Annotated in this window: 18 protein-coding genes and 1 pseudogene; 10 read left to right on the forward strand and 9 right to left on the reverse strand. The window is 60.3% G+C overall.

Translation table 11 applies throughout. From position 1 onward, the window contains the following. Nucleotides 1-88 precede the first annotated feature (88 nt). From NLK60_RS18750 to NLK60_RS18770, 5 genes and pseudogenes are all read left to right on the forward strand, one after another. Nucleotides 89-1,639 carry an outer membrane protein assembly factor BamB family protein gene (locus tag NLK60_RS18750; RefSeq protein WP_254810804.1) on the forward strand — a complete coding sequence of 517 codons (1,551 nt, stop codon included), beginning with the start codon at nt 89-91 and terminating at the stop codon, nt 1,637-1,639. Next, a complete protein-coding gene (locus NLK60_RS18755) occupies nt 1,636-2,367 on the forward strand; it encodes a hypothetical protein (protein ID WP_254810805.1) in 732 nt (243 codons plus the stop codon). Before NLK60_RS18750 ends, NLK60_RS18755 begins: the two co-directional genes overlap by 4 nt. Before the next feature lie 275 nt (nt 2,368-2,642). Continuing rightward, nucleotides 2,643-3,668: a hypothetical protein gene (locus tag NLK60_RS18760; protein ID WP_254810806.1), complete on the forward strand. Its 1,026-nt coding sequence runs from the start codon at nt 2,643-2,645 to the stop codon at nt 3,666-3,668. A 2-nt stretch (nt 3,669-3,670) separates the two neighbouring features. Then, nucleotides 3,671-3,940, forward strand: a pseudogene (locus NLK60_RS18765) (DUF8156 family protein); the annotation flags it as partial. Nucleotides 3,941-4,163: 223 nt separating this feature from the next. Next, nucleotides 4,164-6,329, forward strand: a complete 2,166-nt coding sequence (locus NLK60_RS18770) for a type B DNA-directed DNA polymerase (RefSeq protein ID WP_254810807.1) — start codon at nt 4,164-4,166, stop codon at nt 6,327-6,329. An 80-nt stretch (nt 6,330-6,409) separates the two neighbouring features. On the opposite strand, the gene NLK60_RS18775 is transcribed toward NLK60_RS18770, so the two are convergent. Next, the gene (locus NLK60_RS18775) at nt 6,410-7,822 is read right to left on the reverse strand and encodes a TIGR00341 family protein (RefSeq protein ID WP_254810808.1); all 1,413 of its coding nucleotides are present in this window, start codon (nt 7,820-7,822) and stop codon (nt 6,410-6,412) included. Between the two features lie 138 nt (nt 7,823-7,960). Beyond that, nucleotides 7,961-8,707, reverse strand: a complete 747-nt coding sequence (locus NLK60_RS18780; protein WP_254810809.1) for a universal stress protein — start codon at nt 8,705-8,707, stop codon at nt 7,961-7,963. A 323-nt stretch (nt 8,708-9,030) separates the two neighbouring features. On the opposite strand from NLK60_RS18780, the gene NLK60_RS18785 reads away from it, so the two are divergent. From NLK60_RS18785 to NLK60_RS18800, 4 genes are all read left to right on the forward strand, one after another. After that, nucleotides 9,031-9,654: a SagB/ThcOx family dehydrogenase gene (locus tag NLK60_RS18785; RefSeq protein WP_254810810.1), complete on the forward strand. Its 624-nt coding sequence runs from the start codon at nt 9,031-9,033 to the stop codon at nt 9,652-9,654. Nucleotides 9,655-9,868: 214 nt separating this feature from the next. Continuing rightward, nucleotides 9,869-11,353, forward strand: a complete 1,485-nt coding sequence (locus NLK60_RS18790; protein ID WP_254810811.1) for an AMP phosphorylase — start codon at nt 9,869-9,871, stop codon at nt 11,351-11,353. A 92-nt stretch (nt 11,354-11,445) separates the two neighbouring features. Further along, the gene (gene katG / locus NLK60_RS18795; RefSeq protein ID WP_254810812.1) at nt 11,446-13,590 is read left to right on the forward strand and encodes a catalase/peroxidase HPI; all 2,145 of its coding nucleotides are present in this window, start codon (nt 11,446-11,448) and stop codon (nt 13,588-13,590) included. Between the two features lie 160 nt (nt 13,591-13,750). Then, a complete protein-coding gene (locus NLK60_RS18800; protein WP_254810813.1) occupies nt 13,751-14,815 on the forward strand; it encodes an outer membrane protein assembly factor BamB family protein in 1,065 nt (354 codons plus the stop codon). A 171-nt stretch (nt 14,816-14,986) separates the two neighbouring features. Here the strand turns inward: NLK60_RS18800 and NLK60_RS18805 are convergent, their stop codons facing one another. The 7 genes from NLK60_RS18805 to NLK60_RS18835 all read right to left on the reverse strand — a co-directional run bounded on the left by NLK60_RS18805 (nt 14,987) and on the right by NLK60_RS18835 (nt 24,487). Further along, nucleotides 14,987-16,204 carry a CBS domain-containing protein gene (locus tag NLK60_RS18805; RefSeq protein WP_254810814.1) on the reverse strand — a complete coding sequence of 406 codons (1,218 nt, stop codon included), beginning with the start codon at nt 16,202-16,204 and terminating at the stop codon, nt 14,987-14,989. Nucleotides 16,205-17,096: 892 nt separating this feature from the next. Continuing rightward, nucleotides 17,097-18,242: a hypothetical protein gene (locus tag NLK60_RS18810; protein WP_254810815.1), complete on the reverse strand. Its 1,146-nt coding sequence runs from the start codon at nt 18,240-18,242 to the stop codon at nt 17,097-17,099. Next, nucleotides 18,235-19,608: an ABC transporter ATP-binding protein gene (locus NLK60_RS18815; protein WP_254810816.1), complete on the reverse strand. Its 1,374-nt coding sequence runs from the start codon at nt 19,606-19,608 to the stop codon at nt 18,235-18,237. Before NLK60_RS18815 ends, NLK60_RS18810 begins: the two co-directional genes overlap by 8 nt. Then, nucleotides 19,605-20,708 (reverse strand): ABC transporter ATP-binding protein, encoded by a 1,104-nt coding sequence (locus tag NLK60_RS18820; RefSeq protein ID WP_254810817.1) that lies wholly within the window; start codon nt 20,706-20,708, stop codon nt 19,605-19,607. The genes NLK60_RS18815 and NLK60_RS18820 overlap by 4 nt, the downstream gene beginning before the upstream one ends. After that, nucleotides 20,705-21,616, reverse strand: a complete 912-nt coding sequence (locus tag NLK60_RS18825) for an ABC transporter permease (protein WP_254810818.1) — start codon at nt 21,614-21,616, stop codon at nt 20,705-20,707. The genes NLK60_RS18820 and NLK60_RS18825 overlap by 4 nt, the downstream gene beginning before the upstream one ends. Before the next feature lie 35 nt (nt 21,617-21,651). Further along, the gene (locus tag NLK60_RS18830; protein ID WP_254810819.1) at nt 21,652-22,623 is read right to left on the reverse strand and encodes an ABC transporter permease; all 972 of its coding nucleotides are present in this window, start codon (nt 22,621-22,623) and stop codon (nt 21,652-21,654) included. Nucleotides 22,624-22,744: 121 nt separating this feature from the next. Continuing rightward, entirely contained in the window at nt 22,745-24,487 is a 1,743-nt protein-coding gene (locus tag NLK60_RS18835; protein WP_254810820.1) for an ABC transporter substrate-binding protein, read from the reverse strand. Nucleotides 24,488-24,632: 145 nt separating this feature from the next. On the opposite strand from NLK60_RS18835, the gene NLK60_RS18840 reads away from it, so the two are divergent. Next, nucleotides 24,633-25,976, forward strand: coding sequence for a M28 family peptidase (locus tag NLK60_RS18840; protein WP_254810821.1), 1,344 nt, complete (start codon nt 24,633-24,635; stop codon nt 25,974-25,976). Nucleotides 25,977-25,985 lie beyond the last annotated feature (9 nt).

The following is a 25,985-nucleotide window of genomic DNA, read 5'->3' on the forward strand; positions in this document are numbered from 1 at the left end:
CAGTCCCCCTCGAGGATCACCTGTCCCACGACGTGACACAGTGTTCTGACCCATAACATGAGGTGACTGTCACCAATCGCGTTCTGTAATGGGACGACGACCTGACGCGGTGCCCGAACAGAAACGGACACGTAACCACCGATCGACGAACGAAAACTTCCATCGTGATGGGGCTGACGGCAGAGACGGAGTAGCGTCTACTCGAACAGACACGATGGGTCGGCGCCGACTGCTTCGAGCGAGCGCCGGGGCAGGTATCGCAGTGACCGGGGTCGCCAGTGTGGGAACCACCGCCGCCGCCGCAACGAGCGCTGGTGACGTCATCTGGACCTACGGTGAGACGGAACTCGAGTGTAGCCCACCGCCGGAGACCTTCGGGGCACCGCTGACGGTCGTCAACGGGCGGGTGTACGCGGGGACGACCTGTGTACACATCCACGTCATCGATTCGGCCAGCGGCGAGCAGGCCCAGACGATCTACACGAACGCGACGACGAATCGTGCCCCGAGCGTCGTCAACGATATCGTCACCTTCGCGCCGAACAATCACGAACTCAAAGCCTACGATTACCAGGAAGAAGAGATACGTTCACAACGTATCTGGGAAACCGACGTCGGCGGAACAGCAAACACGCGAGTCAGCGCCCCGACGGTCTATCAGGGCACGGTCTACACGACCAATCACGACGGCCCGCCCTACTGCCACGCCGTCGACCTCTTTACCGGGGACGTCCTGTGGAGCTACGACGAGTACGAACTCGGCGAAGCCCCGGTCGTCGTCGACGGGATGGTGTACGCGTCCGGAAGAGGGGGTATGCTCGTCGCACTCGACGCCAAGTCGGGCGACGAAGAGTGGGTCTTCGACATCGGTGACACGAGCGAGTCAGCACCGACGGTGGCCGACGGAATCGTGTACGCCGGGAGTGAAGACGGTCACCTCTATGCAGTCGATGCATCGACGGGCGACGAGGAGTGGCGATTCGATGCAGGTGGAGCGGTCACAGCCACTCCAACGGTCGCCGACGGCGTGGTCTACGTCGGGAGCACCAGCGAGACGCTGTACGCTGTCGACGGTGCGAGCGGTGACGAGGAGTGGCGCTTCGACACCGAAGAATGGCCGCAGTCTCCGACGGTCGCCGGTGGAAGCGTCTTCGTCAGTACCCAGGGTGCGGGTCTGTTCGCGCTGGATACCGATGGAAACGAATTGTGGCACTTCGCCGAATCGGAACTCGAGGACGACCTGTATCCCAATATGACGGCCCCTATCGTCGTCGATGGCGTGCTCTACGTGACGACGTCCGACGGCATGCAGGGCCATGTGCACGCGATCGACGCAGGCGTCGACGGCTCGAGTGTCGACTCTCGAGTCATGCTCGGAACGAACGGCCATCACGAGGCCTGGGCCGAAACGGCGGCAGTCGCAAGCAGGCCGTCGGACGCTGGTGAGGGATCGACAGGCGATGACGACGGTGCGGGTGGCGATGACTCGAGCACAGACGGCCTCACCGGAACCGGCTCCAGCGATGGTGGCGCCGATGATGGGCTTCCTGGCCCCGGTGTCGTTGGAGCGCTTGCCAGTCTCGGTGGGGTCGCGTACTGGGCCGCCAGACGGACTGATGAGGGAGAAGACGATCAATGACTGTCACACCGACACGACGCCAGTATCTGGCACTCGGCGGTATGGGCGTGCTTGTCGGACTCGCGGGGTGCTCGAGCGAGGGGTCCAGCGACGATAGCGGCGAAACGAGCACCGATGACGACGAACAGGGTTCCGACGAGGACGAATCGGCTTCCGGCGGAGATGACTCGTCTGGCGGGGGAGACGGATCAGACGGTGAGGATGATTCGGCAACCGATGGGGAGAATGGAGACACGTACCCGACCGAGGGCGAGCCGACTGACGCCGTCATGCGTGAGGTACTCAACTGGACAGGGTCGTACGTCATGGATGTCGAATTCACCGGTGACCAAGCCGGTGGACTGACGCAGACGGTTCACGAGGGCGACTCACACATTGTCATGAACGTGGGAGTGGAGGCGGAAGCGTACGAGGTCGACGGGGTGAAATACGAGGTCGCCGCCGGCCAGTGTGTAATTCGAGCGGAACCGGAGGCCACACAACAGGCCCCCGACGTTGCTGACCCGAGCGCAGACGCACCTTCGGTCGAAGCGACGGAAATTACGACGCGCGAGGGAAAGCCGGTGTACGTTTTCGAACTTCCAGGGCCGGATGCTGGGACCTGGCACGTCAGCACGGAGACGGGCTATCCCGTCCAATTCGAGACGACGTCGTTCGTCGCGACGTTCCACTCGTGGGGCGAGACGGACCCGATTTCGCCGCCGGATATGAACTGTCAGGAAGTGTAACTTGCTGCATGCCACTATTGGCGTGGCAGCAATCACGATGGCCGAAATTTCCAGGCTTCGCCACTGGCTCACACGACCTGGCTATCACGCTTTGATGGAACCTCTCATCTATTGAGTAACTCGATCGAATTCTCTTTCGTGAAACGTTTCCGGAAACGCTATTTTCGAACGCGAAACCAACCGACTGCGCCGTGTCGAACTCACGAAATACCCGTTCCATGAAATCCGGAAACGACACGCCACGGCTTATCAGGTAACTGGACGTATCAGTGTGTATGTCGAAACAACCCATTTCGAATGGAGACGCACCACGAAGCGAACTGACGCCTGACCGGCCGACTCGAGGTGCCGACCGAAACCGAACCCTCGTCGACGGTCCGAACGCGAGTGAGGGCGACCCGTTGTTGCCGACGCTCGAGCCAGGGCTCACACTCCTGGACGTCGACGGCGGCCGCGGGGTGCCGGCGCTGCAGTCGCTCGCGCTCGATCATCTGCTCTCGAACGAGGGGCCGGCGTTCTGGGTCGACACCGACGGACACGCGACGACGACGTCGCTCGCTCGCCTGGCTCCAAGTCCCCGAGTCCTCGAGCGAATTCACGTTTCCCGTGGATTCACCGCCTACCAGCACTACGGCGCGATCTGTGATCTGCGTCGGGCGATCAATCGCACGATTCGAACGTCGGCACGCGGGCGGCCGGGTGCTCGAAGTGGGTCGTCCGGGGTTTCGATATCGAAGACGACGAAAACCGACTCGAAAGGGACTCGAGGGGACTCCCCATCCGAAACTGTCGAGGGGGCGCCACTCACGCCGTCGCTGATCGTCGTCCCCGCGCTCGATGGCCGGTATCGAAGCGAGGACTCGCTTCGCGGCGAGGACGCACACACCTTGCAGTCCCGGACGCTCGCCCAGTTGGTCGCCTACGCGAACGGGTACGACGTGCCCGTCTTGTTCACCCGCACTGCGGACGACGAATTCTCGGCTCCACTCGAGACCGCGGCCGACTACCAGATCCGCTGTGAGCAAACTCGGATGGGGCCGCGATTCGTGGGCGAAGACTTCGAGACGCTCGTCTACCCCAGCGCCGACGGCAGGACCTACCAGACGACCATCGCCTATTGGCGACAGGTGCTCGAGGCCCGCGTTGGCGTGGGAACGGGCACGTCGACACCGACGCCGACCGCTGGGACGCCCGATGACGGTATCGGCGTCGCGCGAACGAGCGATGGCGGGTCGGCGACGTTCACGGCGAACCCGATGCTCGATGCGTGGACTGGCGCGGCGGGCGCCGGAGGTCGATAACGATGGGGCGAACCAACCCGACCTATCGCGACGCACTGCGGGTAATCGAATCGAACTGGGCGGACTTTCGACGGGCGCTCCGTGGCCAGGACCAACCCCTGTTCGATCAGCTGTTCAGCTACGCCTTCGAGCACGCCGACGCTGGCGGGTTGCTCAATCACCACGACCCGCTGTTGTCGGCCCTGTTCAGTATCGACCTCGAGCAGGAGTCCCGAATCGAAACGTTCGGTGACCAGCTCGAGGCGTTCGAACACGACCTCACAGCCCACGAACGCCGGTTCGACACCTACGAGGAACGCCTCGAGACGCACGAAGACCGACTCGAGACCTGCGGGGACAAACTCGACCGGTGTGACGACCAACTCGAGGCCTACGCCGAGCGTGTCGCCGACCTCGAGGCGGCGCTCGAGGGGCTGGCAGCGGTGGAGGCCACCGCAGAGTCCCGGGCGGAATCGACGGCCGGCTCGGACCGTGACGCGTTCGGGAACTAGCCCCATGGTATTCACCATCGACTTTCTCGACGACGGCCGGGTCCTCGAGTGGGAAGCCACGAGCGACGGGCCCGTCGTGAACGAGCGGACGGGATACACTCCACGACTGTACATCGGCCCGCGTACGCCGGACGAGAACCCCGATTTCGACGTACTCGAGGCCGTGTTTGCGGACCATCCCGACGTTGCTGGAACCGAACGCGTCTCTCGTCGGCCCGGCTTTCGCCGGGAGCCGGAATCGGTCCTCGCGATAGACGTTGTCCACGTCGACCGGGTCACTTCGGTGGCTCGCCAGGCGCAGCAGGTTGCCACCGAGCCGGTCGGTGACCTCGCCTTTTTCAACGTCGATTTGTCACGAGAGTTTCACTACTGTCTCGAGACGGACACCGATCCGACGCCTGGAGACGTGCTGTCGACGCTCGAGTTGGCCGTTCCGCTGCCGGAGACGACCGGCGATGCGTATCGTGAACTGACTGTCGACGACGAGACGGTATCGGGGTCGCCCGAACGGGTACTGGGTGCCGTCCAGTCCGCGCTCGAGGCGACCGATCCGGACGTCCTCGTCTGTTCGACGGCCGAAATCGTCCCGACGCTGTATCGAATGGCCGATGCGGCTGGTCTCGAGACCTTTACGCTTTCTCGCTGGCCGGCGGAAGGGGGTGAAGAGATTGCGTATCAACAACTCGCCGGCAACTCGACGTACGCGAGTTACGGGCAGGTCGGGCACTCACCGGCGCGGTACAACGTTCCCGGGCGGGCGATAATCGACGAGTCGAACACGTTCTTTTACCACGAGACGAACCTCGAGGGCGTGTTAGACCTCGTTTCGCGCTCGAGAAAGCCCCTACAGGAACTCGCCTGGGCCTCAATCGGAAACGTCCTCACCGCGATTCAGATCCGTGAGGCCCACGACCGGAACGTTCTGGTACCGTGGCACTCCTGGCGACACGAGTTGCCGAAGTCGATGGCGACGCTCCACGAGGCCGACCGCGGCGGCTTCATCTTCGCTCCGGCGGTCGGTCTGCACGAGAACGTCCACGAACTCGATTTCTCGAGCCTGTACCCGAACATCATCTGTACGCGAAACGTCTCCCCCGACGTGATCCGGTGTACCTGTCACCGCGAGCGAAGCGATGTCCCCGGCCTCGAATATGCCATCTGTGACGAGCGAGGCTACCTCGTCGACGTCCTCCAGCCGCTGATCGACGCCCGCGACGACATCAAGGCTGCAATCGGCCGGGAACGCGAGTGCGAGGAACCCGACGGGGACCGTCTCGACGCACTCGAGGGGCGTTCGAGCGCGTTGAAGTGGATTCTCGTCGCCTGCTTCGGCTATCAGGGGTTCAACAACGCCAAGTTCGGTCGCATCGAGTGTCACGAGGCAATCAACGCGTTCGCCCGCGACATTCTACTCGAGGCAAAGACGACCCTCGAGGCCGGTGGCTGGCGGGTCGTCCACGGTATCGTCGACTCCATCTGGGTCACGCCGGACCCGGATATCGACGAACCCGAGCGGCGGGACCTCGAGACGCTCGCGAGCGAAATTACCGAATCCGTCGGGATTCGACTCGAGTACGAGGCACATTACGACTGGGTCGCGTTCGTCCCCCAGCGTGGGCGTGAAACCGGGGCGTTGACGAAGTATTTTGGCTCGGTCGCGGGCACGGACGAGTACAAACTTCGGGGTATCGAAGCCCGCCAGCGCTCGACACCACCGTTCGTCGAGACCGTCCAGCGCGAGTGTCTCGCGATCCTGGACGAAACCCGGTCACCGGAAGCCGTCGTCGATCGGGTCGAGCGTGAAATCGGCCGGTTGTACGCCGGGCGGGTGGACGCGAGCCAACTCGTCGAGCGAAATCGCGTCTCGAAACCGCTCGAGAACTACAGCCAGTCGACGCGAAACGTCGCCGCCCTCGAGCGTGCCCGCGAGCAGGGACTCACGGTCCATCCCGGGCAGGATATCGAGTACGTGGTCGTCGATGACGAGAAATCCTCGCGGGATCGTGTCGCTCTCGTCCACGAGGAGACCGAGTCGTACGACCCGTCATACTACGAGACGCTACTCGTTCGGGCGGTCGAGAGCGTCCTTTCCCCTCTCGGTTGGGACCGAAACGACATTCGACGAGAGCTCGCCGGCACACGAGTAGTCGGTATCACGGACTGGGGGTAACGAAATCCGCCCATAGGAGTTTGTAACTCGCTGACCCACTCGAACGCCCCCTCGTGACCGGACCGGCGGGCGATGGGCTGTCACGTGCTGCCCGACACCGCACGGTGGCACTGGGCAGGGGTGTCGAGCACACGAGAACTGGTGTGGCTACCAGTCGTAACTGTCCGTGACCGATACTCGAGGTCGTCATCCACGTCGTCACCCCGCTCGGTCGCGATAATGAACCGGACCTCGAGGACGACCCCTTCGTCGGTGTGGTCTGTGATCGCGTCGTGGATGCGGTCGGTCAACTCGGGTATCTGTCCCGGATCATCGCCGGAGGCGGTGACGACGATCCGATCGACCGACCGAATTGGATAGTCGTCGTCGAGTCGTACCTCGACAGATTCGACCTCGAGGGTCTCGTATTCGGCTTCCTCGAGTGCCGAGTCGATCTCTTCGTTTGCACTCGAGGAAAGTTGGGTCGTCTGAAAATCGAGGACGGTGATGCTCGCAAGCGGCGCAGCGAGGATGACCAGTCCGACCCCAAAGATAGCCGCGTATGTGTACGTTTGCTTGCGGGTCGGCGAGACGTCGAACAGCCCCTGTGGTCGGTACCCCGTGACCCAGAGGGTGGCGAGTGCGGCGAGGTTGATCGAAAGGACGTTGACGGCGACGAGGATCGCTGCACCCATCGCGGCCCCGTACATACCCCAGGCGACCGTGATTCCGACTGCGGCGGCGGGTGGAATGAGTGCGGCAGCGATCATCACACCGACGATAGCTTCCGAAAAGCCACGCGTTAGACTCAGTATGCCGGCGACACCGGCACCCAGCGCGACCGCCAGCGAGAGCAGATTTGGGGAGACCCGTTCTTGCAGTTCAGCGACGACCACGATATCGACGCCCCCTGGCTCGAGGCCAGCCAGTCGACCCAGCGTGGCGAGGCCGATCGAGGCGGCGACGACGATCATGAGGCCGCTTGCCTGATAGACAAATCCGGTTCTCTTGAGGTCGTCGTCACCGGTGACGATGCCGACGTTCGCCGCGAGCGCGGGGCCGATCAACGGTGCGATGACCATCGATCCGACGACGACTGCTGGCGAATCTGCGAGCAATCCGACGGTGGCGACGACAGCACTGATGAGCAACATCGTCACGTAGATTGAGAACACCGGGGTGAGTTCGTCGGCTTTCGTCCGGAGTACCTGCCTCGAGGTTTGTGCGCCTTTCGTGCCACCCTGACTGTACTGCTCGAGCAGGTCCTCGAACTGCTGGGAGATGACGGTCTCAGCGTCGACCACGACGACGCGTGCTTCATCGCTGACTCCGGCGCGGTTCAGGCGGTCGAGGACGTGCTCGACGGCTCGTGTCGGCAGCGGAAAACGAACGACGGCGGTATAGCCCCGACCGCTCGTCTCGTCGCTAACGACGTAATCGATCCCCTCGTCTTCGAGGATGTCCAACACGGGGCCTCGAGCACCTTTGGGTACCGCGATTTCGAGATAACGCATGTAGTTGTCCGCCCACGTCTGAGAGTAAATGTATGGGGGCGGCGAACGGATGGGTCCGCCCCATCCTGTTGCTGGCACCGTCGGAGCCCACAGAGTGGATGGAGGGGTCGTTGACGGACGTTTCGTGCTGGCCAGGGCCTATTCGTCGGTAGCTGGCTCGTCCGTTTCCAGATACTCGCCACGAACGATGATGACTGGATCGACCGACCGCCTGGCGATCCGTTCGGCTCGGTCCCGGAAAATCATTCGCCGTATAGAGGGTCTGCTTTCGCCGACGACGAGCAGGTCGTGGTCTGTTGCCGCCTCGAGGATAGCGTCGGTTGGCTTGCCATCGACGACGGTTGTGTGGATTCGATCCCGTTCGATCCCGTGCGCCTCGAGAACCGAGGCTCCAACCTCGAGCGCGGTTTCCCCTCGCTTGCGTCCTGATTCACTCGATGCGACGTGATAGAGCGTGACGTCGATGTCGGTGTCGGTGAGAACCGTTGCGACCAGTTGGGCAACGTGCTCGACGTTGACGTCACCACGGATGGCGACGAGCATCGTCTCGAGAACCGGCGCGGGATTCGGTAGCAGGACCGAATCGCAGGCGGTCTCGAGGGCGACGCGTTCGAACGTTTTGAACCGGTCGTGAGTGAACACGAGGCGCGTACTAACGGCACAACCGGCGCTTTCGAACGCCTCACGGCGCTCCTCCAGTTCTGCCCGTGCCCGTTCTTCGTGGGCCGACTGTGCCTGCTGGGGTGACGTTTGGTCGGGAATCTCGTGATACCCGAGCAGGACGACCGGTATCGAGGCGAGCGCGTCGATTACCGTCGTCGGGATTGACGCAGCGCCAAGGACATCAATGGGGACGAGGATTCGGTGATCGTGACGTTCACTCATTGTGTACCGTCCATGATAGCTGGTAGCGGCAGTACACCGACGACAGCAATTATACTTTGGGGGTAAGCGTTGGCTACCGTCAAGATTGGACGGGGTACTGAGTTACTTCCCAATCCTGCACTTGTGAGAAATCATGCGGATGTGTTCGATTACACTCCCGGGTCGACGGTTGGGAGGGTACTGAAGCGAGTTTTGTGGGGGCGGATTGGTGCGTGTGGATGCAAACTGTGACAGGACAGGCGTGGCGTGAAAGAGTGCTGTAAGCGTCCTCTTCTGGCCTCGTCGTACTGGGTGTATTTTTTGGCCCCGCTCGTATACCCGGTATGGCGACGATAGCACTCCCGGAACCTGAAACAGATGGATCGACGAGCGTCGAGCGAGCAATCGCGACCAGAGAAAGTCGTCGGTCGTTTTCCTCGAAACCGGTCGGACTCGAGGACGTTTCGCAGATCCTCTGGGCCGCACAGGGAACGACTCACACGAGAGATGGCATCGAAATGCGGGCTGCGCCGAGCGCCGGGGCGACGTATCCGCTGGTTGCGTTCCTCGTGGTCTCCCCGGGCGGTAGCGAAGAGCTGAAGCCGGGCGTGTACCGGTACGAGCCAAGAGAACACGGACTCGAGGGGGTCCTCGAAACCGCAGTTCACGACGAACTCACCGCGGCAGCACTGGGGCAGGCGGTGGTCAACGACGCACCGGTTTCAATCGCTCTGGCTGCTGACTACGACCGAACACGACGACAGTATCCGGAACACGGCGAGCGGTACGTGCACATGGAAGCGGGTCACGCCGCCGAGAACGTCCATCTCCTCTGTGCGTCACGTGGACTGAATAGCTGCCCCGTGGGGGCATTTTCCGATGTCGACCTAACAGATGCGCTGTCGCTCCCGGACCCACTCGAGGCGGTATACCTGATCCCGGTTGGATATCCCCCAGCAAACGCCTGATGCGAATCGTTGAACCGGTCCTTGAAATCGTTGCCGAGCGTCTCGGGAGACTTCCCTCGCCGTCATATAGTCACGCGTTCCTGTTTGCCAGTATTGCGTTCTTCGAGGAGACATATTGCGGACTCGAGATAGCAATCACCGGTGAGGAACAACAGGAGCCGTATCGAACTCCCCCAACACCGTTTTGACGACAGGGCGTGTTCGTTCCGTTCGAATGCAACTCGAAGCCGCGACGATCGATATCGGGACGAGTCGGCCACTCGTATTGCTCCACTCGGACGATGCGGACGAACTGGGGGCTCACCCACTCGATCGGGTCCGAATCGACCACGACGAGGGGACAATGACGGGAATCGTGAAACGGACGGACGAACTGGTCAATCCGGGAATCGTCGGCGTTACCGAGCCACTCCACCACGTTCGTGGCGGAGTCAAGGTCACGCTCGCCGGCACGCCACAGTCGGTCCGATACGTGCGAAAGAAACTGGACGATATCGAACTCGAGGCACACGAACTCGAGGCAATCGTCACCGATATCCACGAAAATCGATTGTCAGATATCGAACTCAGCGCCTACGTCTCGGCTGTCTACACGAACGGACTCTCACTCGAGGAAACCAAGCACCTGACGGAGGCGATGAGCGAGGTTGGACAGCAACTGCGATGGGACAGTCCCGTCGTTGCGGACAAACACTCGATCGGTGGTGTGGCGGGTAACTGTGTCACACCGATTCTCGTGGCCATCGTTGCCGAAGCCGGGCTGACGATGCCGAAAACGTCGTCGCGAGCGGTCACGTCGCCAGCCGGCACCGCTGACGTCATGGACGTCTTCTGTGACGTCGAGTTCGCGATGGCCGACATCGAAGCGATCGTCGACGAGACGAACGGTTGTCTCGTCTGGGGTGGCGGCGTCGACCTCTCTCCCGTCGACGACGAGATTATTCGAGCCGAGTATCCGCTTTCGATCGACCCGGCCGGACAACTCATCGCGTCGGTTCTCTCGAAAAAACGTGGTGCTGGCTCGAGTCACGTCGTCATCGATATCCCCTATGGCGAGGGAGCGAAAGTCGAGAGTCTCGTGGCGGCACGAGAACTGGCTGACGATTTTAAACGCGTTGGTACCCACCTCGAGATGGACATCGCCTGCGCGATCACCCACGGAACGGACCCGGTCGGCCGCGGTGTCGGCCCCGTCCTCGAGGCTCGAGACGTGCTCGCGGTTCTCGAAGGCGCCGAGAGCGCTCCGGAGTCCCTACGAGTTAAATCGGTCCGACTCGCCGATATGCTGCTCGAACATTGTGGCGTCGACGCCTCCGCAGCCGACATCCTCGAGTCAGGCCGCGCACTCGAGCGGTTCCGTCGGATCATTACGGCACAGAACGGCGATCCCTCGGTCGAATCGAGTGATCTCGAACCCGGGACGGAGTCGGCCACTGTCCGTGCATCGAGGGCAGGTATCGCGACGCGAGTCGACAACCGACAGCTCTGTGATCTGGCTCGTCGTGCCGGTGCACCGCTGGACGCTCGCGCCGGCCTCGTCATTCATCAAGCGGTGGGAGCGGAGATCAATCTCGAGGAGCCACTGTATACGATCCACGCCGAAACGTCGACCAAACTCGAGGAGGCAAAATCACTGGCCGACCGCCTCGAACCAATTCGGGTACGAAGCAGGGCAGACGCACTCGTGGAGCGACGATGAGGTTCTTGTTTGAAAAAGATATATTTCTAAATAGAAAAGAAGTCGTTTCCAAAGTAGACAATTTTAATAGGCGAAGAGGATAACGCTCGGGTATGGCTGGATCCAACCAAGACTGGTGGCCAAACAAGCTGAACCTCGAACCTCTCGACCAGAACGATCGTCCCGTCGATCCGATGGGCGAGGAGTTCGATTACGCCGAAGCGTTCGAATCACTCGACTACGACGAGGTGAAAGCAGACATCGAGGAGGCACTGCGGACGTCACAGGACTGGTGGCCGGCCGACTATGGCCACTACGGCCCGCTGATCATCCGAATGGCCTGGCACAGCGCGGGGACCTATCGAACCAGCGACGGGCGTGGCGGCGCATCCGGTGGCCGACAGCGCTTTGCCCCGCTTAACGCCTGGCCGGACAACGTCAATCTCGACAAGGCCCGCCGCGTACTCTGGCCGGTCAAACAGAAGTACGGACGCAAACTCTCGTGGGCCGACCTGCTGGTTCTCTCGGGGAACGTCGCGCTGGAATCGATGGGCTTCGAAACCTACGGCTTCGCCGGCGGACGCGAAGATGACTTCGAACCCGACAAGGGCGTCGACTGGGGGCCAGAAGAGGAGATGATGGGCGACGAGCGCCACGACGAGGAAGGAAACCTCGAGGGCGACCTCGCCGCCGACCACATGGGACTCATTTACGTAAACCCTGAAGGACCTGGTGGCGACCCCGATCCGGAAGAGTCGGCAAAGTACATCCGCCAGTCGTTCAAGCGGATGGCGATGAACGACGAGGAGACGGTCGCACTCATCGCTGGCGGCCACGAGTTCGGAAAAGTTCACGGCGCTGCGCCCGACGACAATCTCGGTCCGGATCCGGAAGAGGCACCGATCGATATGCAGGGCCTGGGCTGGGAGAACGAGTACGGCACGGGCAAGGGTGACGATACGATCACCAGCGGTCTCGAGGGCCCGTGGACCCAGTCACCAATCGAGTGGAACCACGACTTCCTCTCGAACCTGTTCGAGTACGAGTGGGAACTCGACGAGAGCCCCGCCGGTGCCTACCAGTGGACGCCGGTCGACGAGGAGGCACAGGAGTCCGCGCCGGCCGCCCACGATCCAGAGGGCAGCCAGACGCCGATGATGCTCACGACGGACATCGCGCTCAAAGCGGACCCCGACTATCGTGAGATTTCGAAGCGCTTCTACGAGAACCCGGAGGAACTCGAGGAAGCGTTCGCGAAAGCCTGGTACAAGCTGATCCACCGTGACCTTGGTCCGTCGGACCGGTTCCTCGGCCCCGAGGTCCCAGAAGAGGAGTTCCTGTGGCAAGATCCCATCCCGGAGGTCGACCACGAACTGATCGGCGAGGGTGAAATCTCCGAACTCAAGACGGCGATTCTCGAGTCGGACCTGTCGGTCTCCCAATTGGTCAAAACCGCCTGGGCGTCGGCATCCACCTACCGTGACAGCGACAAACGCGGTGGCGCAAACGGTGCCCGTCTGCGTCTCGAACCACAGAAGAGCTGGGAGGTCAACGAACCCGAAGAGCTGGCACTCGTCCTCGAAACCCTCGAGACGATCCAGGAAGACTTCAACGGCTCGCGCTCCGACGACGTTCGCGTCTCGATGGCTGACCTGATCGTGTTGGGTGGCGCTGCAGCCATCGAGCAGGCTGCCAAAGATGCCGGCTACGACGTGGAGGTGCCGTTCGAACCGGGCCGCACCGACGCGACGCCGGAACAGACCGACGTCGAGTCCTTCGAGTGGCTCGAGCCGGACGCCGACGGCTTCCGTAACTACTACACCGAAGGTGACGTCATGGACCGCACGGCTGAGGAGTTGCTGGTCGATAAAGCCGATCTCCTCTCGCTGTCGGCGCCGGAAACGACGGTTCTCGTCGGCGGTATGCGCGCACTGGATGCAAACTACCAAGGCTCCGACCTCGGTGTCTTCACCGACGAACCCGAAACGCTGAACAACGACTTCTTCGAGACCGTCCTCGACATGCAATACGAGTGGGAAGCGGCTGACGGTGACGAGGAGGTCTTCGAACTGCGCAACCGCGAAACCGACGAAGTCGAGTACACCGGCTCTCGCGTCGATCTCGTCTTCGGTTCGAACTCCCGACTTCGAGCCATCGCGGAAGTCTACGGTGCCAGCGACGGTGAGGAGCAATTCGTCCACGACTTCGTAGACGCCTGGAGCAAGGTCATGCAACTCGACCGCTTCGACCTCGAGTAATCACGAGAGGCCCCTTTCGAGGCAGTGACCGGGCCGTGTCGACGTACAGTCCTACAGTTCTCCGTATTTTCGATTCTGCGTACTCTCTCAAACGTCGATAGGTAAAACCCGCATTTGAGTGTTCGGGAACTATATGTCGATCTGTCGCAAAGTTGGCGGTATGAACCGCCGTACATTCCTCGCTGGTCTCGGTGCTGGCGGATTCACAATCGTAAGCGGGTGTCAAGGGGTCGGGTTCACCAGTGGCGAGAATCGTCTGCAGTGGAAGTTTGAAACGGGCGATATTGTTACGTCAGTTCCTGCGGTGGATGGGGAACTCGTCTATACTGGAAGTCGAGACGGGTCAGTGTATGCAGTTGACATGGACTCCGGCAACGAAGCGTGGCAATTCAAGACAAACGAAAGCGTCGCTGGGTCTCCAACAGTCGTACAGGAACACGTTTACGTTGGTAGTTGGGATGGTCACATCTACGCAATCACCAGTGAAGACGGTGAGAAAGAGTGGGCATTTGACACTGGAGGATACGTCGGTGCAACGCCGACAGTCGATGACGATACGGTTTTTATTGGCAGCGGTTGTAGCAAGACACTCTTTGCACTTACCCAGAATATTGGTGAACCGGAATGGCGGTTTGAACCGCCACAGGATGACATCCTTTCGAGGGTAGTCCTCGGCGAGGAACTGCTGTACTTTGGTTCCAACGACGGGAGGGTGTATGCTGTTCGTACTGAAACCGGACAACAGGAATGGAGTTATGCTACCGGTAACTCCGTAAATAGCGAGATCGAACAGTGGGCTGACACCCTCTACATCGGGAGTTACGATTCGCATCTGTATGCACTAAACCGACATGATGGGAGACGAGAATGGTCGTTCGAGACGGGTGACCGTGTCCAGTCTTCTCCCACTGTGGTTGATGGGAGTGTCTATATTGGAAGTGCTGATGGGAACGTCTACGCGATTGACGCCGAAACAGGTGACGAGAACTGGCGGTTCGAAACTGGTGGCACGATTTTAAATTCGTCACCAGTAATCACAGACGACACACTCTATATCGGGGCTGGAGGATCCACCGCAGCCGGCATATACGCACTGGACATCGAATCAGGTGACCAGAGATGGATGTTCGAAACAGGTGGAACAGTGCACGATTCACCGACGCTCGTAGATGGGACGCTCTATTTTGGAAGCAATGATGATCATCTCTACGCGGTATCAGTTTGAGTGCAGTGACATCAAGCAAAAGCAATCTGTGTAAACGCCCCCTCGCGATGTGGCCCGTGAAACCCCTTGTGGAGTCCGTGAAAACCCTTGGGAAATGATGTGTCCCGTCGAGTCAGTTCGCATTGGACACCCTTCGTTTGTCAAAAAATAAAACAGCCTCAACCGACCGTCTCACTCCTCGAGCAACCAGCCAAAGCGTTTCTCCCAGAACGCCTCACCCGGTGGCTTCTTGGTGCGGCCGTAGGTCTTCTCGTCGCGGATCTGGCGCTCGAGTATATCTCGAGCCTCGTTAATCGCCTGGCGAGCGCCGTAGCCTTCGCCCGAGGCGATGTACTGACCGTTGTCCGTATGCAACCGGACGCGTGCGAGCAGCAGGGGTCGGCCGCGTCGGGTCTCCTTGTGTTCCTGGAGATGGACCTTCGCGTCGAGGACGGACATCCCGTGGTCTCGGTCGTCGAACTTGTCGACCATCGCGACGATATCGTCGTAGGTGATGTCGTCGATCAGGTCCGTGCCGTACACCTGGACCCCACGGTTGCCACCGGCCTCCCAGGTGAGCGACCCGAGGACGTCTGTCTTCGTGAGAATCCCGTGTGGCGAGCCGTCGTCGGTCACGATCAGCGAGGAGGCGTCGATAGCGAACATCTCGTCGACGGCGTCATCGAGCGTGGCGGCCGGCTCGATGGTCCGGACGGGCGATACCATCACGTCCCGGACCGGAAGCTCGAGCATTCGTGCGGATTCACCCTCCCGTGCGCCGTAGCCACCACGACGTGCTCGAGCGGTACTCGAGGATATCTCCCCGCCGAAGGGGTCGGTGCCGCCGGCGTCGCCGCCCTGGCTCTGTACCTCGGAACGGACGACCAGGTCTGTGACGTCGTAGAGACTCAGGATGCCCGCGGCCGTGTCGTTTTCCACGACCGGGAGGTGGGTGATGCGGTGTTCCCGGAGCGTTTTGAGGGCTTTCCCGAGCGTGGTCGAGGGGGCAACGGATACGAGGTCTGCCGAGTGGGCTTCCGCGACGGTTGCCGCGTCGAGGAAGGGTTCGACTTTCTCGAGGATACCATCGACGGTGACGACGCCGAGAAACTGCTCCCCTTCGAAGACGGGGAGTAGTTGCGAGTCGCTATCGATCATGAGCTGGGCGACGTTTCTGATGTCCTGGTTCGGTGTGAGCCGGGGGACGTGCCAGACGAGGGAGCTGAGCTTTTCGTCAGGCTGGCGGTGTGAGGTGGCGAGTTGCCGTCTGGTGATGACGCCTTCGTACTCGTCACCGTAGATGACGACGCCTTTGACGTCGGCGTCGGTGAACGTCCCGACCAGTTTCGAGACGGGCGTTTCAGGAGTGAATTCGACGTAGTCTTTCGAAACGATGTCGGCAATATCCATGGGTCTGGGGTTTCGCTGTCGGTCTGGGGCGATACTATCGGATTGGGGATAACAGTCGTGTTTTGCAGGTAAACGTACGCTGGCAACCCTGGTTATGCTTGCGGTGATTCCCGTTTGACGGGGATATAGTAGCCTGCCAAATCTGAACGGATGAGTGAAATCTGATATCAGTCACCGATTTCACGCATCGGTCGTCGTTTGGGAGGTACTAGTGATTCGGTGGGCCGTTCAACCATGACCATCACTAAATAGACACAGTAAATATGAGTTAAATAGTAATTTGGTATAGAAAGCATATCATGTGAGTAGTTATTTTAGAGTGGTGTCGGCCATCGGCTACTCAATCGAGGATGCGACAATACTATAGTAGTCAGCATATTGGTAGATATCTCATCATACCTGATTGTTTGAATAGGTAACCTCACAGATGAGGCGATAGACGTTACGATCAGCTACCACCGTGTCGATCTCGCATCCAAATTCGAGTACTACTCAGTCAGTTCCTCTTGTGTCGTTCTCAGGGGAAACGTGGTACACGGCGGTTTTTGGCGAAATAGGTCTATCTGCACTTGAATAGTCACCATTTGAACCATCGAATAGCCACCATTCACACAGTTGTATCATTTCACTCTGTACCTCTGTCCAGTCTCCTCGAGCGACCTCGGCTGCCAGACTCCCTCTCACTGGAGGCATAGCTACGAGACCGGCGCATCTTCGACTCCACTACAAGGCTGACTGCTTCAGCCCTGTTCAGCCGCTGTGTTCATACCACTCGAACCCCTTTCAGGTACTATTACAAACATATATTTAGCTCTGACAAATTTGTGACTACGTGCATCCCCGTCGGTCGGGACAGACTCGGCCAGTGCCGCTGGAATCAAAAAGGGTCCGCTCAGGCAATCTCGAGGCGCTCGTCGACCGTGGTCGTCACCGGGCCACTGAGCAACATTTCGATGATGTCCGTCACCGCTCGTTGTTCGAAGTCGACGATGCCGAAGCCGACGTAGTAGCCGTGGACGGTCGGGAAGTCGGTAGCGCTACCCTGCAGGCGAAGCCGAACGATGGCGTCACTCGTCACTTCGGGAGCAGTGCACGGATTCTCGAGGGCAATCCAGTCGACGTCGTCGCGGCCGTGGAGCGGTGGAGTCTGGCGGTCTTCGGCGTTCTCGTCCGACTCCAGTGAAGAGACCCTCCGTTCATCGAGGCCGAGGGTCCCGTCTTCAGTTCGCACACAGCCGAACGCTTCGTCGACTGTGGAACCCGATGGCTGTTCGATCGTGTGCCGAACGCACAGTCGAACGCCGAGTCGTCCCTCGAGGAAGCCCTGGCTTTCCGGATGGTTCGCTGCGACGCCGATAATTCGCGGCGACCAGGCATCTTCGTCGTACTGTAACGCACCGGCGACGCGCTCGAGTGCGCGGTCTGACTCCCCGCGATGGAAGTGCGCCCATGCGGCGAGCACCCTGGAAACCACGGCGTCGTCGACGTCCGGGTCCGAAGTGGGCATCCCAACCGTGGCCTCACGGGCCGCCTCGAAGTGGGCTGCGGCCGACTCGTACTCGCCATGGAGTGCATCCTCGAGGCCACGTTCGATGGCTGCCAGAACGCGGCCGGTTACAAGGGCTTCGACACCGTCTGACGTGTCTCGCGTCGGATTGGTCAGCAGAGAGTAAAGACGGGCTTCTCGAGTCGGCAAGGAGAGGACCGTTCGGTGATCGAGCGTGATGGTCGACTCCTGGGCTTCGAGCGCCGTTTGGACGGTCTCCAGTACTGTCCGAACGAGGTCCGGATTCGTCTCGGTAGCCAGTGCGTCTTCGAACGCCGATCGTCGATCTGGAGCAACGGCGCCGGTGTAAACGTCCTCGAGTGCCTGCTTCGACTCGTCGTCGGCGAACGTCTCGCCATCGCCGAGGCCGACGACGGCCTCGAGGCCGCGGAACAATAGGGGATACACGCTATCGGCGACGCCAGGTTCCCGCTCAGTGCCGTCGTTTGCTGGCGATTCGGATTCGCCGCCGTCGTGTGCTGGATCAGTCATGACTCTCACTGGCCGTCCCCACAGCTACATCGTCTTTGGCCGTCCCAGGAGTTCCCGCAGTCGGAACAGTCACCTGGTCGTCCTCGAGATGGCAGGCTACTCGTGCGGTTGCCGATCGCTCGACTTCAGCCGGTTCCTGCGTTTCACAGACGCTCTCGTAGGCCTCGAGTTGACCGACGGCTCGCTTTCGATCGCCCTGGAGCAGGGCATCGATCGCGTCGGTAACGGCGGTGTCGACGTCTTCGGGTAACTTGCTGTCGGCATCGGCTACTTCGCTTTCGAGGATATTTTCGCGATAGATGGCGTCTGCGACGTCCTCGTCGCTCACTGAGTCCTGTTTGGCCTCGAGCTGTTCGCGGACGGCTTTCGGTTCGACCTCCTCGTCTTTGAGTCGTGTTTTGAACTGCAAGAGCGCCCGCCAAGCGCCGTGTGTCCCGGACCAGTCGTCCGGCGGAATCACCTTCGGACAGCGCGGGTGGAACCGACAGCCACTGGGCGGATCGATGGGCGTCGGCACGTCGCCGACGAGCTTGATCGCCTCCCGTTCGACCGTCGGGTCCGGAATCGGCACACTCGAGAGAAGCGCCTGCGTGTATGGGTGTTTCGGGTTTCTGAAGAGCTCTCTCGTCGGTGCTACCTCGACGATTTCTCCAAGGTACATGACGGCGACCCGATCACAAATTCGACGGACGACACTCAGGTCGTGAGAGATGAACAACATCGAGAGCCCCATCTCCTCCTGGAGTCCGTCGAGCAGGTTCAGGATCTGTGCCTGCACGCTCACGTCGAGCGCTGACACCGGTTCGTCTGCAATGACCAGCTGGGGTTCGACGGCCAGTGCGCGACCGATCGAAATCCGTTGGCGCTGGCCGCCGGAGAACTCGTGTGGGCTCCGATCCAGGAACTGCGCACTCAAACCGACGCGTTCGATGAGGTCTGCCGCCTTTGCACGGCGCTCTGCCTTCGAATCTCCGATGCCGTGTACCTTCATCGGCTCTGTAAGCGTCTTTGCGACGGTGTACCGTGGGTTCAGCGAGGCGAACGGATCCTGGAAGATCATCTGCGCCTCACTCCGGAACTCCGTTAGCTGTCGGCTGCCCAGTTCGGTGATATTTTCGTCTTTGTAGTAGACGTCTCCGCCGGTGGGCTCGAGCAAGCGCAAGGCGACACGGGAGAGCGTGCTCTTCCCACAGCCTGATTCACCGACCAGACCGAGGATTTCACCATCGTGGACGGTTAAACTCACCCCGTCGACTGCCCTGACGCTCGTGTGGCTCCGGTTGGGGTGCAGTTTGTTCAACAGCGTATCGTTATCGATGAAGTGCTTGCTGACGTTCTCGAGTTCGAAGAGTGCATCGCGGCTCATTGTGGGTCCTCCCAGATACAGGCACTGAGGTGGTCGTCGTCTACTTCGCGGAGGCGTGGGTCTGTCGTCTCACACTCCGGCGTCGCATACGGGCACCGATCGGCGAAGTTACACCCTTCTGGTGGATCGGCGAGATCCGGGACCTGTCCTTCGATGGGTGAGAGGTCCTGGTCGTCGCTTCGGGGATCCGGGATGCAGTTGAGCAACCCTTTGGTATATGGATGGCGCGGGTCGGCAAAGATCGTCTCGACGTCGGCGTACTCGACGATGCGCCCGGCGTACATGACGGCGACTTTATCACAGGTTTCGGCGACGACACCGAGGTCGTGCGTTACGATCAGGACGGCCATATCCTGTGCTTCGTTGAGTTCCTGGATCAGTTCCAGAATCTGTGCCTCGATCGTCACGTCGAGCGACGTCGTCGGTTCGTCGGCGATCAACAGCTCTGGCTTACACGCGAGCGCCATCGAGATCATCGCACGCTGGCGCATTCCGCCGGAGAACTGGTGTGGGTAGTCGTCGACGCGCTCTTCGGGACTCGGAATCCCAACTTTGCGCATCAGTTCGACTGCCTCCTCACGGGCGGCTTTCTTCTTCAGCCCCTCGTGGACACGAAGCGGTTCACCCACCTGCCAGCCGATGTCGAACACCGGGTTCAGGGCGGACATCGGTTCCTGAAAGATCATCGAGATGCGGTTGCCCCGAACCTGTCGGATCTCTTCTTTCGAAAGATCCATCAGATCGAGACCGTCGAAGTTGAGTTCGCCACTGGGATTGTACCCTGGTGACTGGATCAACCGCATTAGCGACCGACTGGTGACGCTTTTGCCACAGCCGGATTCACCGACGAGGCCGACGATCTCTCCGGGTTGAATATCGAAAGAGACGCCGTCGGACGCTTTGACCGTCCCCTCGTCGGTATCGAAGTACGTTCGCATGTCTCGAACCGCGAGCAGTGGCTCGTCCGGGTCGGCAAACAACGACGTCTCTCCTTCCTCGGGTGGCGTGCTGTATCGGCCGTGTTTGCCCGTATCGGCTCTGGAGACTGCGTCCGTCCTGGTCCGGTTCGTCATTGGCTGATCGTTGTTCTCGCTGCTCATGTATTTGGCCCTCCTTGCGTCTCGTCACGTGGGTCGAACTCGTCTCGTAGCCCGTCGCCAAGCAGGTTGAACGCGAGCACGACGATCATGATGGCGATACCGGGGAACGTCGAAATCCACCACTCACTGGGCAGGTAGTTCCGTCCGTCGGCAATCATAACCCCCCAGGTTGCTGTGGGTGGCTGAATACCGAGGCCCAGGAACGAGAGCGAAGCCTCGAACAGAATCGCAGTCGCGACGTGGAACGTGGCCTGCACGAGCACCGGTGCCATCGAGTTCGGAATAACGTGCTTGGTGACGATTTTGGTGTTACTGAGCCCGGTGTTTCTGGCTGCCTCCACGTACTCCTCTTCTTTGACAGAGAGTACCTCTCCGCGTATGAGTCGGGCATACTGTGGTGAGTACACCACTCCGATAACGAGAATAACGTTCTGTAAACTCGCCCCGAGGGTGCCAACCAGTGCGAGTGCGATGACGAGTGCCGGGAACGAAATCAGGATGTCCATCGCACGCATGAGGACTTCGTCAGTCCAGCCGCCGACGTAGCCAGCGATCGAACCGATGGGGATACCGATCGCCATCGCGATGGTGACGGCAGAGATGCCAACGAACAGTGAGATTCGGGCCCCGTAAATCATCCGCGAGAGGATGTCTCGGCCCGTGAGGTCGGTTCCTAACGGATGCTGGAGTGATGGACCGACCAGTGACCGATCGTAGTGTTCCTGTGCCGGTTCGTACGGCGCAATCTCGGGTGCGAGAATCGCGATAACGACTAGCGCCAGGACGATCCAGAACGACACCTTAGCTGATAGGTCGAGCCGCCCGTATACGGACGTTGCCCAGTCCCACCGCTGGTAGAGCCGTTCCCCGATGGAGGGCTGTTCGTAAACCTTCGTTTCACTCGACACGAGTGAACACCCCCTTGGTCTCGTTTAGTATCTCTTTACTCATATTTGATTCGTGGGTCTAGATACGCATACAGTACGTCGACGACGAGGTTCGAAATGACGAACACGACAGCGACGAATAATACGACTCCTTGCAGTAATGGAATGTCAGTTGAAATAACGGCGTCGTAGAGCAACAGTCCGATTCCGGGCCACTGGAACACCTGCTCAACGACGATGGCGCCATTCATCAGAAATCCGATTTGTAGCCCCATCACGGTGACGACGGGAATAAGCGAGTTACGGAACGTGTGGATCATGATGACTGACTTTTCTTTGACCCCCTTCGCTCGAGCGGTTTCGACGAACTCCTCGTTGAGGACTTCGACCATCGACGAGCGAGTGAGCCTGGCGGTAAGCGCAGCGTATCCGACGCCGAGCGTGATTCCCGGCGGGAGGACGTGTCGCATCCAGGTGACGAACCCGTCAGAGGGGCCCGCGTACCCGCCAGAGGGAATTAACTGGAAGCCGAACCAGCCACGCCAGAACAGCGAAAATATAAGTATCACCATGATGCCAAGCCAGAACGACGGCATGCTGATCCCGAGGAACGCGAACACGCGCCCGATGTGGTCGACCCAGGTGTCTTTGTACACGGCACCGAGGACACCCATCGGAATCGCGATGAGTGTCGCGACGGCCAATGCGACGATTGCCAACTGGACCGTCGGCCAGATCGAAATGGCGATCATCCGTACCACTGGTTCACGGGTGCTGTACGATTGTCCCAGATCTCCCTGAATCGCGTTCTCGAGCCAGTTCAGGTACTGGATGTAAATTGGATCGCCGACGCCGAGGCGTTGTTCCAGTCGACGGATGTTCTCCGGCGAGCGTGCTTCCGGTGGCAAGAGTGTCGTCACCGGATCACCCGGCGTGATTTTCATCAACAGAAAAACGATGACGGACACTCCCAAAAGCACCGGAATCAACAGGAGGAGTCGTTTGAGTACGTAATTACCTAATCCCATATGTGTATTCTGTCACGTTTGTTTGATATGTTAAAATGTGCCCGTAATGGGTCTTCACTCTTGCGAAGCAGATTCGCCACCGGGTCAATCGTCGCTGACCCTCGAGTGTGTGGTGGAGACGTTATTCCTGCGTGAGCCAGATCTCCTCGAACGCGGGCATCCCGTTCGGTCGAAGGATGTAGTCGTTGACCTCCTCTCGAATGGCGTGCGTGCGGTTTTGCCAGATAGTGTAAATCTGTGGAATCTCCGCGGTAACCTGTTCTTGCACGTTCGAGTAGAGTTCCTCGCGTCGCTCCTGATCGGCCACACGCCGGGTTTCGTCGAGCCACTCGTCGACCTGTTCGTCGCTGTAGAACGAGGAGTTGAAGAACTCGCCCGTGTAGTAGGTGAGGTACGCGTACATATCGGCGTCGAACCCGTAGCCGATGGATTCGACGAGCGCGTGGTCGTCTTCCGGTGGCCCGACCGGGTCGTTGTCCCACGAGTCAGGCAGGAACGGCCCCCAGGCCGTCCACTTCTCCATGGTTTCGATGTTCATGTCGATTCCAGCCTGTGCGAGGTTCTGCTGGAGAATCGTCGCGTGGTCGGTAAACTGCGATTCGTTGGTTACGCGCGCGGTGAACTCGAGATCACTGTGGCCGGCTTCATCGAGTAGTTCCTGAGCGCGTTCGACGTCGTGTTCGTAGCGAGTGACGGCGTCGTCGTCGTAGGCCCAGTGCCATTCGGGGAAGATGTTGTACGCGGGTTCAGCGAGGCCGTCCCACTGCACTTCGGCGATTGCCTCCCGATTGACTGCATGAGACAGTGCCTGCCGAACGCGAACGTCGGTGAACGGCTCGAAGTTCCGCGTGTTGACGTAGAGGTTCGACTGGTCGGTGCCCGCACGGGTCCGGACTTCGACATCGTCAGCGTCCTGCAGTCCCTCCACGTCCGAGGCCGTCACCTGGTGGTCGAGGTGGATTTCGCCGGTCTGGACCTGCGTGTTGCGGACGCTGGATTCGACGATAATCTCGTAGCGAACGCCGTCGAGATACGGGAGCTGTCCTGCGTCGGTCTCTTTGAAATAGTCGGGGTTCGCCTCGAGTTCGTAGTGACTGTTGTCCTGGCCCTCGACGAACTGGAAGGCACCCGTCGCCCAGGTACCAACGCTGGTCGAGCCGAAGTCGTCGCCGTGTTCTTCTATAGCGTCGACGGGCAGGATGCTCGAGCGATAATCGGCCAGGGCGAAGAGGAACGAGGCGTCAGCCTCGAGCATGTCGAAGGTGACTTCGTAGTCACCGCTGGCGTAAATCGTGTCTTCCGGATGGTCCTGGATGTTTCCGTCGTCGTCGACCGTAAACAGCGTCCCCTCGTAATCGGAGGCGGCGAACGCGCCGTACTCTTCGTCCAGAATGATTTTGTGGAAGTTGTCGACGACCGCTTCGGCGTCTGCCTCGCCGTAGTCGCCGTGGAACTGGACGCCTTCGTGCAACTGGAACGTGTATTCAGTGAGTTCGTCGTTGACCTCCCAGTCACTGGCGAGGTCCGGGATAATCTCACCAGTCTGGTCAGTACGCACGAGTCGGTTCGCGATCTGGTCTGCGATCGCCGAGGTCCCGGAGTCGTCTCCCAGGTGTGGATTCAACGTCCGCGGGTCCTGACTGAGACCGACCACGAGCGTTCCGCCACGTTCGATATCATCGGCTTCGGACGTGGTCTGGTCGTCGTCGCTGACGGTGATGTCGTCGTCGCCGCCGTTGCCACCGTTTCCATCGTCACTATCGTCCCCGCCCATACAACCAGCCAACATCGTTGCACCCACTGCGGCCCCCGCACCGGATGCTCGCAGGAACTGCCGTCGGTTCACATCGTTATCTGTCGCCATGTGTGAGTAACGCATGCTCCTTTATGATAATTACACTTAAACCTTTATACAGTGGCAGGCATGGCCAAATGATCGTATTTGTGGGACGCTTACTGGGGCCGATGAGCCGAAACGGTCATTTAGCCCGCAGAAAAACCGGGCACCAATGCCGACCCTACCAGATGCCGTTATCGGCGACGCCTACACCACCGACCACCCAGCGACAGTCCTCGAGGCACTCGTCGAGTGTTCACCACGAATGGCCGGCTGGTCGGGTGAGCTGGAAGCCGCCCGAACGCTTGCCGAAACCTTTTCGAAGATTGGCTGTCGCGACGTGCAGACAGAATCGTTCGAAATTCCAGGCTGGTGGCGAGGGTCCTCGTCCCTCTCGGTCGCCACTCGCCAGCCGGAGTACGAACACCAACACGAGATTCTGGCGCTGCCGGGGACGCCTGCGGGAACCGTTTCCGGTCGCCTTGTCGACGTCGGCTACGGTATGCCCGAGGACTTCGAGGACGATACGCTCGAAGGCAACATCGCACTGGTCTCGAGTGCGAGCCCATCGACGGCCGACCGGTGGCGACACCGAATCGAAAAGTACGGCTACGCGGTCGAGGCTGGTGCGGCCGGATTCGTCTTCCGAAATCACGTCGAGGGCTGTCTTCCGCCGACTGGAAGCATCAACGAACTCGACGGTCCAGCGGCCATCCCAGGTGTCGGCGTCTCGAAAGAGGTCGGTGCCCAACTCGAGCGCTACTGCGCACGCGAAGACACCGAAGCGACACTCACCGTCGACTGTGAAACGGGTTCCGCCGAGTCGAGAAACGTGACGGGCGTGCTCGGCCCTGACACCGAGCGAGAACTCCTGATCACGGCACACCTCGATGCGCACGACATCGCGACTGGTGCGCAGGACAACGGTGCTGGCTGCGCCCTCGTCGCCGAAGTCGGCCGTCTGCTGGCAGCTGTCGAACCGCACCTCGAGACGCGTGTCCGCCTGCTCGTCTTCGGTGCCGAAGAAGTGGGGTTACTCGGCTCGCGTCACTACGCAGCAACCACTGACGTGGAGAACATTGCGGGCGTTCTCAACATCGACAGTGCTGGTCAATCGCGGAATCTGGCGGTCATCACCCACGGATTCGAACCGATAGCTGCGGCCGCTGATACGACTGCAAGCGATCTGGAGCGTCCGATCGATGTTCGCGACGAGTTCTCACCCCACAGCGACCACTGGCCGTTCGTGGAACAAGGCGTCCCCGGTGCCCAACTGCGTTCGGTGACCGACGATTCGGGCCGGGGGTGGGGGCATACCCACGGCGACACGCTCGAGAAACTCGATATGCGAGACGTTCGTGATATCGCCATTTGCGCCGCGAACATCGCCTTCGAACTGGGCGCGGATGTGGATTCGCTCGAACCAGCGTCAGAGGAGACGATTAAAACGGGCTTGCTCGAGTCCGGTGAAGCCGAAGGAATGAAGGCGTCGGGAGAGTGGCCGTTCGACGGATAGGGTGTCGCT

Origin of the sequence: Natronosalvus amylolyticus, from assembly GCF_024298845.1 — an archaeon.
Taxonomy (GTDB): domain Archaea; phylum Halobacteriota; class Halobacteria; order Halobacteriales; family Natrialbaceae; genus Natronosalvus; species Natronosalvus amylolyticus.